Origin of the sequence: Nocardioides jiangsuensis (assembly GCF_019679455.1) — a bacterium.
GTDB classification, from domain to species: Bacteria; Actinomycetota; Actinomycetes; order Propionibacteriales; family Nocardioidaceae; genus Nocardioides_C; species Nocardioides_C jiangsuensis.
On the sequence record NZ_JAIEZQ010000002.1, the window covers coordinates 1,215,703 to 1,232,273 of the forward strand.

Here is a 16,571-nt window from a genome sequence, read left to right on the forward strand (position 1 = left end):
CCTCCTCGAGGTGTCGGCACGACGTGACATCCTGCAGACCGTGACCTTGCGGATCCATCGTGCCGAGCGCACCGACCTCCTCGCCGACGGTCTGGGCGACCTGCTCGCGACGCCGCTCGACGACCCGTTCGCCGAGGAGCTCGTCGTCGTGCCCGCACGGGGCGTGGAGCGCTGGCTCACGCAGCGGCTCTCGCACCGGCTCGGGGTCGGCGCGCGCGGCGGTGACGGGGTGTGCGCCGGGGTCCGGTTCCTGAGCCCGCACTCGCTGGTGGCGATGCTGCTCGGCAAGGATCGCGACGACGCCTGGGACCCCGACCGGATGGTCTGGCCGCTGCTCGAGGTCATCGACGAGGCGATGGGAGAGCCCTGGTGTGCGACGCTCTCGGCGCACCTCGGGTTCGGCGTGAACGGCGACGAGGGCGAGCTTCGGCGCAGCCGCCGCTACTCCGTTGCCCGTCGCATCGCCGGGCTCTTCGCGTCGTACGCCGTCCAGCGGCCCCGGCTGGTCACCGACTGGCGCGAGGGCCAGGACCTCGACGGCGCCGGAAACAAGCTCGACGACGACCTCCTGTGGCAGGCCGAGCTGTGGCGCCGCCTCGTGAAGCGGGTGGGTGAGCTGCCGCCCGACATCCGTCACACCGAGACGCTGGAGCGGCTGCGCAGTGGTGGTGACGGCCTCGACCTGCCGCCCCGGCTGTCGCTCTTCGGGCACACCCGTCTGTCGGTCACCGAGGTGGAGCTGCTCGGCGCGCTCGGGGAGCTGCGCGACGTGCACCTGTGGCTCCCCCAGGTCTCCGGATCCCTGTGGGACGACCTTGCCGGTCGTGCGGCGTCCGGGCCGGTGCCACGCGAGGAGGACACGGCCGGGGGGCTCGTCCGGCATCCGCTGCTCGGGTCGCTCGGACGGGACGCACGCGAGCTGCAGCGGACGCTGTCGGTGGTCTCGACAGGCTCGACCAGCGGAGGGGACACCCCGCTGCCGCCGGCCGGTGACCATGCCGACACGCTGCTCGGCTGGCTGCAGCACGACTTGCGGGCCAACACCGAGCCGGGTGCGGCCACGCGGGAGGCACGGGCTCTCCGGGACGGGGACCGGTCGGTGCAGGTGCACGCGTGCCACGGCGCGGCACGTCAGGTCGACGTACTCCGCGAGGTGCTGGTCGGTCTGCTCGCGGACGACCCGACCCTGGAGCCTCGCGACATCCTGGTGATGTGCCCGGACATCGAGGCGTACGCGCCTCTGGTGCACGCAGGGTTCGGGCTGGCCGACGTCACCGGCACGGGGGAGGGACATCCGGCGCACCGGCTGCGGGTGCGCCTCGCCGACCGGGCCCCGTCGAGCACCAACCCCCTGCTCAGCCTGGCCGCCGTCCTCGTCGAGCTTGCGGGCGGCCGGGTGACCGCGACGGAGGTGCTCGACCTGGCCTCGGCGGACCCGGTGCGGCGACGGTTCGGCTTCAGCGACGACGACCTCGCCCAGCTCGCGATGTGGGTCGACCAGGCGGGCATCCGTTGGGGGCTCGACGCGAGCCACCGCGGCTCCTACGGCCTCGACCTGGCCGACAACACCTGGTGGTCCGGCCTCGGACGCATCCTGCTCGGCGTCGCGATGGCCGAGGACGAGCTGCGCTTCGTCGACGCGACCCTGCCGGTCGACGACGTCTCGAGTGGCGACATCGACCTAGTCGGCCGCTTCAGCGAGTACGTCGACCGCCTCCACGCGTTCGTCCGGGCCGCCGAGTCCGCATCGACGATCACCGAGTGGACCACCGCACTCGCGACGGCGGTGGGGCAGGTGGCGGCGGTGACGCCACGCGACGCCTGGCAGACGGCGCAGTTCGACCGGGAGCTCGCCCGGATGCACGACTCCGCGGGCGGGGTGTCGACGAGCTCGACCAGCGGGGTCGCGACCAGCGGGGGCGGCAGCACGCCGCTGCTCCTCGCCGACGTGCGCAACCTCCTGGCCCACCGTCTCGGCGGCCGACCGACGCGGTCCAACTTCCGCACCGGCACCCTCACGGTGTGCACCATGGTGCCCATGCGCTCGGTGCCGCACCGGGTGGTGTGCCTCGTCGGTCTCGACGACGGAGTCTTCCCGCGCACCAGCTCCGCAGACGGCGACGACGTGCTCGCCCGCAACCCGGTGACGGGGGAGCGCGACATGCGCAGCGAGGACCGTCAGCTGTTCCTCGACGCGATCCTCGCGGCCCGGGAGACGCTGGTCGTCACGTACACCGGCGCCAACGAGCACACCGGTGCCGTGCGGCCCCCGGCGGTGCCGCTCGGTGAGCTGCTCGACGCCCTCGACGTGACCGCGGCGCAGCCGGTGCGCGATCACGTGCTGGTCAAGCACCCGCTGCAGCCGTTCGACGTACGCAACCTCGTCCCGGGCGAGCTGGCCTGCGCCGAGCCGTTCAGCTTCGACCGGGCGGCACTCGCCGGAGCGAAGGCCGCCCGCGAGCCGAGGGAACCCGTGGCCGCCCTCGTCCCCGGTCCGCTTCCCGCCCGGCCGGTCGGGGACGTCGCCCTGGAGGACCTGCAGGCGTTCTTCGCCCACCCGGTCCGCGCGTTCCTGCGCTCTCGCCTCGACGTCTCCTCGCCGTTGGAGGCGGAGGAGACCCGCGACGCGATCCCGATCAGCCTCGAGGGCCTGGAGAAGTGGCAGATCGGCGACCGGCTGCTGGCCGCCGTGCTCGGTGGCACGGACCCCGCCAGGAGCGTCCGGGCCGAGCGGTTGCGCGGTGTCCTCCCGCCCGGAGCGCTGGGGTCGCGCACGCTGCAGGAGGTGGAGGATCAGGTCCGCCCGCTCGTCGTGCAGGCCAACGGGCTGCGCCAGGGTGCGCCGCGGACCCTCGACGTGGACGTCGACCTCGGCGGCGGCAGGCGCCTCACCGGCACCGTGTCGTCGGTCTTCGGCAACCGGATCGTGACCGTCACCTACTCACGGCTCGCCGCCAAGCACCGGCTCCGGTCCTGGATCGACCTGCTCGCGTTGAGCGCAGGCCGCCCCGACGAGAGCTGGACAGCGCACGCCCTCGGCCGCGGCCGCGCCGGCACCACCCGGGCGTTGACGGGTCCGCTCGACCATCGCGCCGAGGCCTGGCTGCGCGATCTCGTCGACATCTACGACCGGGGGATGCGCGAGCCCCTGCCGCTGCCCGTCAAGGCCGCGTGTGCCTATGCCGAGGCGAGCTTCACCAAGCGTCGAGGCGCACACGTCGACCCGGTGTGGAAGGCCAACAAGGAATGGGAGACCGACCGGTTCTCTCCGACGGGCATCCCGGGGGAGGACGCCGACCTGGCGCACGTCCAGGTGTTCGGCCAGGCGGCGCCGCTGGAGATGCTGATGACGCCGCCGCGTCCTGACGAGTCCTGGAACGACGAGCCGCACCGGCTCGGGCAGTACGCCTGGCGCCTGTGGCAGCCGCTGCTGGAAGGCGCGGAGAACGTGGGGGCGCTGTGAACGAGCAGACGAGCACGACGGCCGTCGAGCCCGAGGTCTTCGACATCTGCGACCCGCTGCCGACCGGCACCACCCTGCTCGAGGCCAGCGCCGGCACCGGCAAGACCTGGACGATCGCGGCGCTCGTGACGCGGTACGTCGCTGAAGGCATCGCCACGCTCAAGCAGATGCTCGTGGTCACGTTCGGCCGGGCGGCGAGCCAGGAGCTCCGCGAGCGCGTGCGCGCCCAGCTCGTCGAGGCCGAGCACGCCCTGGCCCACCCGGACGCCGACCACAGCTCCAGCGACCTGGTCACGCTGCTGCTCGACACGACGCCGGAGGAGCGAGACCGACGCAGGCAGCGGCTGCGCGACGCCCTCGGCTCCTTCGACGCCGCCACCATCGCCACGACCCACCAGTTCTGCCACCTGGTGCTGCGCAGCCTCGGGGTCGCGGGCGACACCGACGCCAATGCCACGCTGGTGGAGGATCTCGACGACCTGCTCGAGGACGTGGTCGACGACCTCTACCTGCGCGCGTTCGCCGGCAGCGACGACGACCCTCCGTTCACCCACCGGGAGGCGTTGAAGCTGGCCCGGAAAGCGGTCGGTGACCCGCAGGCCCGGCTCGAGCCGCGCGATGCCGACCCTCCGTTCACCCACCGGGAGGCGTTGAAGCTGGCCCGGAAAGCGGTGGGGGACCCGCAGGCCCGGCTCGAGCCGCGCGATGCCGACCCGGAGACCCTCCCCGGCCGGAGGCTGGCGTTCGCCGCCGAGGCGCGGACCGAGCTCGACCGTCGCAAGCGCAGGCTGGGGGTGCTCAGCTACGACGACCTGCTGTCCCAGCTCGCCGACGCGCTCACCTCCGACGACGCACCCGCCCGGCAGCGGATGCGTCAGCGCTGGAGCGTGGTGCTCGTCGACGAGTTCCAGGACACGGACCCGGTGCAGTGGCAGGTGCTCGACCGGGCCTTCACCGGCCACTCCACGATGGTGCTGATCGGTGACCCGAAGCAGGCGATCTACGCCTTCCGCGGCGGTGACGTGACGACGTACCTCCAGGCCGCCGCCACCGCCACGACCCGCAAGACCCTCGGCACCAACTGGCGCTCCGACGCGGCCCTCGTGGACTCGCTGCAGGTGATGCTGCGCGGCGCCGCGCTCGGCGACGACCGGATCGTCGTGCGCGACGTCGGCGCGTCGCACCAGGGTTCGCGCCTGACCGGTGCCGGGGCGCCGTTCCGGCTCCGCGTGGTCAACCGCGAGGTGCTCGGCAGGCGTCCCAACGCCAAGCTCGGTGTCCCCGACATCCGCCCGCACGTATACGCCGACGTTGCCCGCGACATCAAACGGCTGCTCACCTCGGACGCACGGTTCGAGGGGCGTGCCCTGCAGCCGCGCGACGTCGCCGTGATCGCCTACAGGAACAACGACCTCCAGGAGGTGCAGCGCGCGCTCGCCGACATCGGCGTGCCTGCGGTGGTCGCCGGCAGCGGCAGCGTCTTCGCGACCCCGGCCGCGACCGAGTGGCTGCAGCTGCTGGAGGCGCTCGAGCAGCCGCACCGGTCGTCCCGGGTCCGGTCCGCGGCGCTGACCCGGTTCGTCGGGCACTCCGCGGCCGAGCTCGACGCCGGCGGCGACAGCCTGACCGACGAGGTCGCAGACCTCCTCCGCGACTGGGCCGAGCTGTTCGCGAGCCGGGGCGTGGCCGCGGTGCTCGAGGCAGCCGCGGCGCGCGGACTGACCGCACGAGTCCTCTCGCGGGTCGACGGCGAACGGTTGCTCACCGACCTCCGCCACGTCGGACAGTCCTTGCACCAGGTCGCCACGGAGGAGCGGCTGGGTCTGGTCGCGACACTGACCTGGCTGCGCGCGCAGATGGCCGACGACAAGGTCGAGGTGGCCAGCGACCGGACCCGCCGGCTCGACAGCGACGCCGCCGCGGTGCAGCTGGTCACCATCCACGGCAGCAAGGGCCTCGAGTACCCGGTCGTCTACCTGCCCACGCTGTGGGACCGCTTCCCGCAGAAGCCGGACGTGCCGTTGTTCCACTCGGCGGAGGGAGACGACCGCGGCCGGCGGTGCATCGACGTCGGGGCGGGGGGCCCGCGATGGTCGGGCAACGTGGCGCGGGCGATGGCCGAGGACGACGGCGAGTCCCTGCGGCTGCTGTACGTCGCGATGACGCGGGCGCGGTCCCAGGTCGTGGCCTGGTGGGCGCCTGCGCCGCGCAACACCCCGTGGTCGGCGCTGCAGCGGATGCTGTTCGGACGCCAGCCGGGCTGGGCGTCGGTGCCTCCGAGCCAGGATCTGCACGACGAGGCCGACGTCGCCAGGATCCTCAGCATCTGGCAGGGCCTCGGCGGGCCGTCGTGGGAGGAGGCCCGGTGGCCCCAGCTGCCCGAGGTGGCGCTCCCGGCCGACGAGCGTCCCCTGTCGGTGCGGACGTTCACCCGGTCGATCGACACGACCTGGCGTCGCACGTCGTACACCGCACTGAGCTCGGTGCCCACCGACTCCGAACCCTCACAGGCACCGGTCGGCAGCGAGCCCGAGGAGCGCCCGAAGGATGACGAGCCCGACCTGAGCACCCTCCTGGAGAGCGCGTCTCCGGCTCCCGCGGAACCGTCTCCGGACGCGGTGGCATCCCCGATGGGAGGGCTGCCGGTGGGGGCGACGTTCGGCTCGCTGGTGCACGCCGTCCTGGAGCACGCCGACCCCGAGGCCGACGACTTCCGGGCAGAGCTGCTCGCGCACATCGAGGAGCAGCTCGTGCGGTGGCCGGTCGCCCTCGACCCCGACGAGCTCGCCGACGCCCTGGTCCAGGTGTGCGACAGCCCGCTCGGGCCGCTGTCGGGCGACACCGCGTTGCGCAAGATCCCGCTGCGCGACCGACTGCGCGAGATGGAGTTCGAGCTCCCGTTGTCCGGGGGCGACGTGCGCGACTACCCGACCGCCCCCGTGACGCTCGGTGACGTGGCGCCTCTGCTGCGCGCGCACCTGCCGGAGGGTGACCCGCTGCTGGGGTACGCCGACGCGCTGGCCGCGCCCGCCCTCGGCGGTCAGGACCTGCGTGGCTACCTCACCGGGTCGGTCGACGTGGTCCTGCGGATCCTGTCCGGCGAGGCCACCCGGTATCTCGTGGTCGACTACAAGACCAATTGGCTCGGTGGCTTCCCCGGCGAGGGCGGCCCGCCCCTGACGTCCGACGACTACCGTCCCGAGGCCCTGCGCGAGGCGATGGCGCACTCCGACTACCCGTTGCAGGCGCTGCTGTACGCCGTCGTGCTGCACCGGTTCCTGCGCTGGCGACAGCCGGGCTACGACCCCGCCGTCCATCTCGGTGGGGTGCTGTACCTCTACCTGCGGGGGATGTGCGGTCCCTCGACACCGGTCGTCAACGGGCATCCGTGCGGGGTGTTCTCCTGGCACCCGCCGGTGGCCCTCGTCGAGGCGCTCTCCGACCTGCTCGACGGGGTCGCGCCGGGCGGTCGCCGGCCGGCCGGTCGCACGACGGCGGCCGTGGGGCCGCCCAGCCGAAGGGAAGGCGCCGCATGACCGAGCTCTTCGAGATCACCGAGCCTTTCGACCGACGCCTCGCCCTCGGTGCGACCGGCATGCTTCGGGACTTCAACCAGGCAGGCGTCCTCACCGCCGCGGACGTCCACGTCGCACGGCGGCTCGGCGAGCTCACGGGTGAGGCCGACGAGCGCGTCCTGCTGGCCGCGGCCCTGGCCACCCGGGCGGTGCGGCACGGGTCGGTGTGCCTCGACCTCGCCACGGTGGGCGACGTCGCGCCCGCGCTGCCCTGGCCGGCGTACGACGCGTGGGTGCGGGCGGTCTCCGGCAGCGCGCTGGTCAGCCAGGGCGTGCTGCGCTGGGAGTTCGACCTGCTCTACCTCGACCGCTACTGGCACCAGGAGGTGGAGGTCTGCGCCGATCTGGGACGGCGGCTCGCCCAGCCGCCCCCGATGGTGGCGCACGACATCCTCGACGCCGGCCTGGACCGAGTCTTCGGAGAGCCGACCTACGTCGAGCAGCGGGCGGCGTCGCGACGCGCCGCGACCCAGTGGACCACGGTGCTCACGGGTGGGCCGGGCACCGGCAAGACGACGACCGTCGCGGGCCTCCTGGCGCTGCTGGCCGAGCAGGCCGCAGGCCTAGGCGACGAGATGCGGGTTGCCCTCACCGCGCCGACCGGCAAGGCCGCGGCCCGGTTGAAGGAGGCGGTAGCCGAGGCGACGGCCAGGCTCGCGCCCGAGGACCAGCAGCGGCTCGGCACGCTCGAAGCCTCGACGCTGCACCGGCTCCTCGGCTCCCGTCGCGACAACGGCACCCGATTCCGCCACCACCGCGCGAACCGGCTGCCCCACGACGTGATCGTGGTCGACGAGACGTCGATGGTCTCGCTCACGATGATGACCCGGCTGGTGGAGGCGGTCCGTCCGGATGCCCGGCTGATCCTCGTCGGTGACGCCGACCAGCTGGCCTCCGTCGACGCCGGGGCAGTGCTGTCCGACCTGGTGACCGGCTTCGGCGACGCCGGGGAGAGCCCGGTCGTGCGCCTCGCCACGACGCACCGGTTCGGCAAGGACATCGGCCGGTTGGCCGCTGCTCTGCGGGACGGCTCGGCTGACGATGTGGTCACGGCGCTGCAGGCAGGCTCGACCGAGGTGGAGTTCGTGGAGAGCAATGACCCCGCCTCGCTGCTGAGGGCACCGATCCTCGCGGCTGCTCTCGCCGTCCGGTCGGCCGCCGAGGCCGGCCTGGCCGAGGAAGCCGTGGCCGCGCTGGACCGGCACCGGCTGCTGTGTGCGCACCGCGAGGGGCCCTACGGCGTCCGCCACTGGAACCGGCAGGTCGAGCACTGGCTCGCAGAGGCGACCGGTGACCCGCTCTACGAGGAGATGTACGTCGGACGGCCCCTGATGGTGACCGCCAACGACTACGGCCTCGGCGTCTACAACGGCGATGCCGGTGTGGTCGTCCGGGAGGCGGACGGCCGTCGGGCGGTGATCGCGGGGGCGAACGGGCTGACCGCCTTCGCGACCAGCCGGATGAGCGACGTGGAGACGATGTTCGCCACCACGATCCACAAGAGCCAGGGCAGCCAGGCGGACGAGGTGACCGTGCTGCTGCCGCCGGAGGACTCCCGGCTGTTGACGCGCGAGCTCTTCTACACCGCGGTCACCCGGGCGAAGAAGAAGGTCCGGGTGGTCGGCTCGGAGGAGTCGGTGCGCGCCGCCGTCGAGCGGCGTGCTCAGCGCGCGAGCGGGCTGCGGCAGCGACTGCACGCGACCGGCGTGGCCGGGTAGGCGCAGCGTGCTCGGGTGGCCGGGTCAAGGGACTCCGGGCGTCCCGGAACGCCGAAGCGAGCGCCCGCCCGGCCTGGGCAGACGCTCGCTTCGTCTGGTGATCAGCGTGCGCGCTTGAGGAACCGGCGCGCGGTGCCTTCGACGCTCGCCGCGCCACCGCGTCCGCGGGCCGCCGGTGCGCCCACGCGGCCGGCTCCTCGGGTGGCGGCGGGCTTCCGACCGCGGGTCGGGGCGGCCGCGCCGCGGCCCCGGGTGAAGCGAGACACCATGTTCATCAGTCCGCTCATGTGATTCCCTCCCTCTCTTGTGTTGAGGAGACGGTGCCCGTCGCACCTCCCGGTATGCGCCGGAGCACCGAGGTTTCGTCCCCACAGATACGAGGGCAAGCCACCCCCGAGAGGTCGAACCGCCACCAACCCGTCGACTCTTCCGACCGGCTGTCTTTACCCGAGGGTCACCCGCACACTGGACCCGGTGAGCGACGAGCAGCGCAAGATCGAGATCAACTGGGTGCAGGCGTCGGCCGGTGCGCTGGCCGCGATGTCCTCCGCCGTGCTGCTCTCCACCGTCGGGGTGGCCGGCACGATCATCGGCGCCGCCCTGGGAAGCGTGCTGGTCACGATCGGCGCCGAGGTCTACTCCGCCACCCTGCACGCCAGCCGGTCGCGGGTCGGTGCGGTGGCCTCCACGCGGATGCGGGTACGGCGTGCCCGCGCCCACGTGCACCAGGCCGCCACCGAGCCGGAGACACCGCGCGCGGAGGAACGGCTCGACGAGGCGCAGCGCGAGCTGGACCAGGCCGAGCACGGGCTGGACGTCGCCGAGGAGACCGCGGCCGAGCCGGTGCACTGGCGGGAGGCTTTGGCCACCCTCCCGTGGCGCAAGATCCTCCCGGTCGCGGCCGTGGTCTTCGTGGCCGCGATGGTCGTCATCGTGACCTTCGAGCTCCTCACCGGCCGCGCCGTGTCGAGCTACACCGGCGGCAGCGACGCGAACGGGCCGCGTACCTCGATCCCGGGGCTCGGCGGCGGCGGCAAGCAGGAGCCGGCCCCGGCCTCGGACACGACCCCGACCCCGACCTCGAGCCCCTCCGGACCCACGCGGACCGGGGACGAGGAGGGCGGCGACCGGTCCGTACCTCCCACCGAGCCGACCGTCGCCGGCACCAGCACGACGGCGCCGACCCGGGCGCCGACCCGGACGGCGACGGCGACCGCAACGGCGACCCCGACCCCCACGCCCACCGCGGCCCCCACACCGACTCCCACCCCCACGAAGACCACCGCGGTACCCAGCGAGCCGGCCCCCACCAGCGCCGCGCCGAGCGACTGAAAACGCCCCAGGAGCACCCGGAAGACGGGTGACTTCCGCCCTCCGCCACAGAGAGTGGTGCGATAGGTCAGGGGATGCCCGGATTGTCGAGATGACCTGGTCAACACGTGTCTTGCCGAGCCCGCCAGCGCAGGTCTAGCGTCGAGTTCTCGGTTGCTTGGGAACCAGGTGTGTGCGTCGCCGATGGAGGTCCCGGTCATGGCAGAAACACCGAAACACGCTCACCACGTCGGCGTCAGGGGCACCGTCGAGAGCGAGGAGTACTTCGAGAAACGACAGCTCCAGGGCGGGGTCGCGGGCTGGATCCTGCTGGCCGGCCTGGGCGTCGCCTACGTCATCTCGGGCGACTACGCCGGCTGGAACTTCGGCCTCGGCGAGGGCGGCTGGGGCGGTCTGATGGTCGCCACGATCATCATGGCGATCATGTACCTGTTCATGGTCTTCGGGCTCGCCGAGCTCGCCTCGACCATCTCCACCACCGGCGGCGGGTACGCGTTCGCCCGGCGGGCCATGGGCCCCTGGGGCGGCTTCATCACCGGCACCGCCATCCTGATCGAGTACGCCATCGCCCCGGCGGCGATCGCGAACTTCATCGGCGCCTACGTCGACTCGCTGATCGGCCTCGACGGTTGGTACGTCTACCTCTTCTTCTACCTGATCTTCGTCGGCCTGCACATCTTCGGCGTGGGCGAGGCGCTCAAGGTGATGTTCGCGATCACCGCGGTCGCGGTCTTCGCGCTCGTGGTGTTCGTCATCGCCGCCATCCCGCACTTCGACCCGGGCAACCTGAACAACATCCCTGTCGACACCTCGGCGGTGGGGTCGAGCGAGTTCCTGCCGTTCGGGCTGATCGGGATCTGGGCCGCGCTGCCGTACGCCATCTGGTTCTTCCTCGCGGTCGAGGGTGTGCCGCTGGCCGCCGAGGAGTCCAAGGACCCGGCCAAGGACATGCCCAAGGGGATCATCGGCGCGATGCTGACCCTGATCGTCTTCGCCGCCGCCATCCTCCTCGTCGCCCCCGGCGCCGCCGGCTCCGACCTGCTCAAGGACTCGGGCAACCCGCTGGTCGAGGCGCTCGAGGCGCCGCTCGCCTACGACGGCCAGAACCTGGTCAGCGGCTTCGTCAACGTCGTCGGGCTGCTCGGCCTGATCGCGAGCTTCTTCTCGATCATCTACGCCTACTCGCGGCAGACCTTCGCGCTCTCCCGCGCCGGCTACCTGCCGAAGATCCTGTCGATCACCGGCAAGCAGAAGACCCCGATCCTGGCGCTGGTCGTGCCGGGCATCATCGGGTTCGTCATGGCCGTGTTCAACCAGGGCGACCTGCTCATCCTCGTCGCCGTCTTCGGCGCGACCATCTCCTACGTGATGATGACGCTGTCGCACATCATCCTGCGGTTCAAGGAGCCGGACCTCGAGCGGCCGTACCGCACCCCGGGTGGCGTGGTCACCACCGGGATCGCCCTCGTGCTCGCGGTCGTGGCGCTGATCGCCGGCTTCCTGGTCGACCCGCGCGTGCTCATCCCGACCGCCATCGTCTACGCCATCTTCATCGCCTACTTCGGCCTCTACAGCCGCAAGCACATCGTGGCCACGGCCCCGGAGGAGGAGTTCGAGCTCATCGAGTCCGCCGAGTCGGAGCTGCACTGACGCCACGAGGAGAAACGCATGCGCATCGCGCGGGTCATCGGCTCGGCAGTCTCGACCGTGAAGGAGGCCAGCCTGGTCGGGCACAAGCTGCTGTTGGTCCGCGAGGCCGACGAGCGCAGCGAGCTCACCGGCCCGGTGTTCGTCGCCGTCGACGTCGTCGGTGCGGGCACCGGGGAGCTGGTCCTCGTCTCCGAGGGCAGCGCGGCACGGGAGAGCGGGACCACGTCCGGCCAGCCGGTCGACGCGGTGATCATGGGGATCCTGGACTCACTCGAGGTCGACGGCGCCGTCACGTTCCGGAAGAGCTGAGCGGTCCCGTGCCCATCGCCCAGCGGGAGGTCCTCAGCGTCGGCATCGACGTCGGTACGACGACCACGCAGGTCGTATTCTCCCGGCTGCTGCTGCGCGACGTGGCCCGTCCCGGGCAGGTACCGCGGATCCAGGTCGACGAGAAGTCCGTGCTCTCCCGCGGGGACGTGCACCCCACGCCGCTGTCGGCCCCCGACCAGGTCGACGCCGACGCGATCGCGACGCTGGTGAGGCGCGAGTACGACGCGGCCGGCATCTCCCCGGACTCCATCGAGACCGGAGCGGTGATCATCACCGGGGAGACGGCCCGGACCAAGAACGCCGACGCCATCCTGCAGGCCCTCTCCGCGGCGGCGGGCGACTTCGTGGTCACCATCGCCGGCCCCAACGCCGAGGCCCAGATCGCCGGGCGCGGCTCCGGGGCCGCGCGCTGGTCCAGCGACCATTACGAGCAGGTCACCAGCGTCGACATCGGCGGCGGCACGTCGAACGCGGCGGTGTTCACGATGGGCCGGCACCTGTGCTCGTCCGCGGTCGCGGTCGGCGGCCGCCAGGTCGAGATCGACCCCTCGGGCCTGGTGCAGCACGTGGCGCCGCCCGGCCGCTCGATCATCGAGGACCTCGGCCTGGGCGTGAAGGAGGGCACCCGCGCCACGCTCGAACAGCTGCGGGCGTTCTGCGACGTGATGGCGGACCTGATCGTGGACCTGGCGACGGGCCGGGAGGTGCGCGTCGGCCACGGCGTGCAGCTCACCCCGCCGCTCCAGGAGACCGCGGCGTCCTCGTCGGTGTTCCTCACCGGCGGGATCGGCGCCTGCTACTACGAGCCGACGCCGGTGACCACGACGGCCGAGGTGGCGCTGTACGGCGACGTGGGGCCGCTGCTCGCCGACTCCCTGCGTCGCAACGACCGGCTGCAGCGGCTCATCGTACGGCGGCCACCGGAGACGCTGCGCGCCACGGTGCTCGGGGCCGCGGGGCAGACGGTGACCCTGAGCGGCTCGACGATCTGGGTGGCCCGGGAGCTGCTGCCGCTGCGGAACCTGCCGGTGCTGCGCCCCGCGATGCCCGGGCGCGGGGGAGGGCCGTCGTTCGCGGCCGCCGTGCACGAGGCGCTGCGCCGCTGGGACCTGGAGGAGGACGCCCAGGCCGCGGTCGTGGTCGACCTGCCCCAGGAGCTCGGCTACGCGGCGCTGCAGGCCGTGGCGGCCGAGATCGTGGACTACCACGACGCCGGGCACAGCCACCGTCCGCTCGTGCTGGTGCTCCAGCAGGACTACGCGCAGGTCCTCGGCCAGACGATCCAGACGATCCGGCCGGGCCTTCCGCTCGTCGTGATCGACCAGGTCGGCCTCGGCGAGGGCGACTTCATCGACATCGGCCTGCCCGTCCTGGACGGCCGCGCGGTCCCGCTGTCCATCAAGACGCTGGTGTTCTATGACTGAGCCCGCGGAGCACCCAGGGGGCAGCCGATGAAACTGGCCGCGACGCTGTTCGGCGAGCACTACGCGTTCCGCGACATCAAGGACCTGCTGGCCAAGGCCAACGAGGAGAAGTCCGGCGACCAGCTCGCCGGGGTCGCCGCCGAGAGCGCGGCCGAGCGGATGGCGGCCCGGTTCGTGCTCTCGGAGGTCACCCTGGAGACGCTGCGGCAGAACCCGGCCGTCCCGTACGAGGAGGACGAGGTCACCCGGGTCATCGACGACGCGGTCAACGAGGCGGTCTACGCCGAGATCAAGGGCATGCAGGTCGGCGAGCTGCGCGAGTGGCTGCTCGCGGACACCACCAGCGAGGACATGATCAAGCGGCTCAGCAACGGGCTCACGTCGGAGATGGTCGCCGCGGTCACCAAGCTGATGTCGAACATGGACCTGATGCTCGCCGCGAGCAAGATCCGGGTGGTCAAGCACGCCACCAACACGATCGGGCTGCCGGGCACGCTGGGGTCGCGCTGCCAGCCGAACAACCAGACCGACTCGGTCGAGGGGATCCGGGCCGCGATCTACGAGGGGCTCAGCTTCGGCTCCGGCGACAGCGTGATCGGGATCAACCCCTCCGACGACTCGCTGGGCAGCGTGGCGCAGCTGCTGGAGATGACCTACGAGGTGATCACCCGCTGGGAGGTGCCCACCCAGAACTGCGTGCTGGCCCACGTGTCCACCCAGATGGAGGCGATGCGCAAGGGGGCCCCGGTCGGGCTGGTGTTCCAGAGCCTGGCCGGGTCGCAGAAGGGCAACGAGTCGTTCGGCATCGACGCCGGCATGCTCGACGAGGCGTACGCGCTGGCGAAGCGCTACTCGGTCGCGACCGGGCCGAACTTCATGTACTTCGAGACCGGGCAGGGCGCGGAGCTGTCCGCCGACGCGCACCACGGCGCCGACCAGCTGGTGATGGAGGCGCGCTGCTACGGCTTCGCGAAGCGGTGGGACCCGTTCCAGCTCAACACCGTGGTCGGGTTCATCGGGCCGGAGTACCTGTACGACGCCACACAGATCACGCGCGCCGGGCTCGAGGACCACTTCATGGGCAAGCTCACCGGCATCTCGATGGGCGCCGACGTCTGCTACACCAACCACGCCCGGTCGACCCAGAACGAGCTCGAGAACCTCGCCGTCCTGCTCGGCGCCGCGGGCGTCAACTACATCATGGGCATCCCGATGGGCGACGACTCGATGCTCAGCTACCAGAGCTCGAGCTTCCACGACGCGCCGAGCCTGCGCCAGCTGCTGCACCTCCGCCCGCTGCCCGAGTTCGAGGCCTGGATGGAAGACATCGGGCTCCTGCGCGACGGCCGACTGACCGAGAAGGCGGGCGACGCCTCCTTCTTCCTGAGCCGGTGAGGGGGACGGGATGAGCAGCGTGTCCGCAAGCGAGATCCGCAGCATCGTCGAGGCGGTGCTCGCCGAGCTGTCCCGCAACCCGGACGGTGGGTCCGCCCGGACCTCGACGACGAACGGGCAGGGAGCGGCGGCACCGCCGGCCGCGGCCGCCACCGCCCCGCCGGCGGCCGAGCAGGCCCGGGCCACCGCGTCCGCCGCCCCGCAGAGCCCGAGCCGTGCCGGCGGTACGTCGGACGGCGGCGACATCGACGTCCCCGACCCGGATGCCCCCGAGGAGCGCCGCCGGATCGGCGTCGAGCACCCGGCCAACGCCAGCGGTCTCGCGAACCTGGCCGGCTCGACCGGCGCCCGCCTCGCGGTGGGCCGTGCCGGCCCGCGGCCGCGGACCCGCACCGTGCTGCTGTTCGGCGCCGACCACGCGGTGACCCAGGACGCGATCTTCGGCGACGTCCCGCACGAGCTGCTCGAGCAGTTCGGCCTGTTCACGGTGCAGACCCGGGTCACCAACCAGGACGAGTACCTGCTGCGCCCCGACCTCGGCCGGCAGCTCGACGACGAGTCACGCACGGTCGTCGCCGAGCGCTGCGTGAAGAAGCCGCAGGTGCAGATCGTGGTCGGCGACGGGCTGTCGGCGGCCGCGGTGACCAACAACCTGCCGCAGATCTATCCGGTCATCGAGCAGGGGCTGCAGAGCGCGGGACTCAGCCTGGGCACGCCATTCTTCGTGCGCTACTGCCGGGTCGGCGTCATCAACGACCTCAACGACATCATCCAGGCCGACGTGGTGCTGCTGCTGATCGGCGAGCGCCCCGGCCTTGGCGTCGCCGACGCGCTGAGCGTCTACTCCGGCTGGCGTCCCGAGACGGGCAAGTCCGACGCGCACCGCGACGTGATCTGCATGATCACCGCACACGGCGGCACCAACCCGCTCGAGGCCGGCGCCTTCGTGGTCGAGCACGCCAAGAACGTGGTGGCGAACCAGGCCAGCGGCGTCGAGCTGCGCCTGAAGCAGAGCGGGAGCCGGTGATGGCCGTCCTGGACCCGATCAAGCCGACGATCCTGGCCGCCCGGGTGATCCCCAACGTGGACCGGGGCCTCGCCGCGCGGCTGGGCCTGCGCGAGGACCAGCGGAGCATCGCGCTGGTGACCTGCGACATCGACGACAGCCTCTACGTCTCCCTCGACGAGGCGACCAAGATGGCCGACGTCGAGGTCGTCTACGCGCACAGCTTCTACGCGGGGTCGGCGCACGCCTCCGGGCCCCTGTCCGGGGAGATCATCGGGATCCTCGCCGCCCCCTCCCCGGCCGAGGCGCGGGCGGGTCTGGCGGCCTGCGTCGCCTACGCCCAGGACGAGGCGTGGTTCCACACCGCCGACGAGGCCGGTGACCTGGCCTTCTTCGCGCACACGATCTCCCGGACGGGCAGCTACCTGAGCCGGGAGGCGGAGGTCGCGCAGGGCTCGTCGATGGCCTACCTGATCGCGCCGCCGCTGGAGGCGACGTACGCCCTCGACGCCGCGCTGAAGGCGGCCGAGGTGGAGCTGGCGGTGTGGTTCGCCCCGCCGTCCGAGACCAACTTCTCAGGCGGCTACCTGGTCGGCCCGCAGAGCGCCGTCGTGGCGGCCTGCGGGGCGTTCCGGGACGCCGTGCTCGAGGTGGCGGCGATGCCGCGGGAGGTGTGAC

10 protein-coding genes are annotated in these 16,571 nt (G+C 72.3%); all 10 read left to right on the forward strand.

The features are described from left to right. Positions 1 to 40: 40 nt before the first annotated feature. The gene (gene recC, locus K1X13_RS14230; RefSeq protein ID WP_221025677.1) at positions 41 to 3,463 is read left to right on the forward strand and encodes an exodeoxyribonuclease V subunit gamma; all 3,423 of its coding nucleotides are present in this window, start codon (positions 41 to 43) and stop codon (positions 3,461 to 3,463) included. Next, positions 3,460 to 6,999: a UvrD-helicase domain-containing protein gene (locus K1X13_RS14235; RefSeq protein ID WP_221025678.1), complete on the forward strand. Its 3,540-nt coding sequence runs from the start codon at positions 3,460 to 3,462 to the stop codon at positions 6,997 to 6,999. Before recC ends, K1X13_RS14235 begins: the two co-directional genes overlap by 4 nt. Next, on the forward strand, positions 6,996 to 8,756 hold the full coding sequence (gene recD, locus K1X13_RS14240) for an exodeoxyribonuclease V subunit alpha (RefSeq protein WP_221025679.1): 1,761 nt from the start codon (positions 6,996 to 6,998) through the stop codon (positions 8,754 to 8,756). Before K1X13_RS14235 ends, recD begins: the two co-directional genes overlap by 4 nt. A gap of 474 nt (positions 8,757 to 9,230) precedes the next feature. Next, positions 9,231 to 10,088, forward strand: coding sequence for a hypothetical protein (locus K1X13_RS14245; RefSeq protein WP_221025680.1), 858 nt, complete (start codon positions 9,231 to 9,233; stop codon positions 10,086 to 10,088). 198 nt (positions 10,089 to 10,286) lie between these two features. Continuing rightward, the gene (gene eat / locus K1X13_RS14250; protein ID WP_221025681.1) at positions 10,287 to 11,738 is read left to right on the forward strand and encodes an ethanolamine permease; all 1,452 of its coding nucleotides are present in this window, start codon (positions 10,287 to 10,289) and stop codon (positions 11,736 to 11,738) included. Positions 11,739 to 11,756: 18 nt separating this feature from the next. Further along, on the forward strand, positions 11,757 to 12,047 hold the full coding sequence (locus K1X13_RS14255) for a EutN/CcmL family microcompartment protein (protein WP_221025682.1): 291 nt from the start codon (positions 11,757 to 11,759) through the stop codon (positions 12,045 to 12,047). Between the two features lie 8 nt (positions 12,048 to 12,055). Further along, positions 12,056 to 13,492: an ethanolamine ammonia-lyase reactivating factor EutA gene (locus K1X13_RS14260; RefSeq protein WP_221025683.1), complete on the forward strand. Its 1,437-nt coding sequence runs from the start codon at positions 12,056 to 12,058 to the stop codon at positions 13,490 to 13,492. 27 nt (positions 13,493 to 13,519) lie between these two features. Continuing rightward, positions 13,520 to 14,887 carry an ethanolamine ammonia-lyase subunit EutB gene (locus tag K1X13_RS14265; protein ID WP_221025684.1) on the forward strand — a complete coding sequence of 456 codons (1,368 nt, stop codon included), beginning with the start codon at positions 13,520 to 13,522 and terminating at the stop codon, positions 14,885 to 14,887. A 10-nt stretch (positions 14,888 to 14,897) separates the two neighbouring features. Continuing rightward, entirely contained in the window at positions 14,898 to 15,914 is a 1,017-nt protein-coding gene (gene eutC / locus K1X13_RS14270) for an ethanolamine ammonia-lyase subunit EutC (RefSeq protein ID WP_225914982.1), read from the forward strand. Next, a complete protein-coding gene (eutL, locus tag K1X13_RS14275; RefSeq protein WP_221025685.1) occupies positions 15,914 to 16,570 on the forward strand; it encodes an ethanolamine utilization microcompartment protein EutL in 657 nt (218 codons plus the stop codon). The genes eutC and eutL overlap by 1 nt, the downstream gene beginning before the upstream one ends. Position 16,571: the final 1 nt, after the last annotated feature.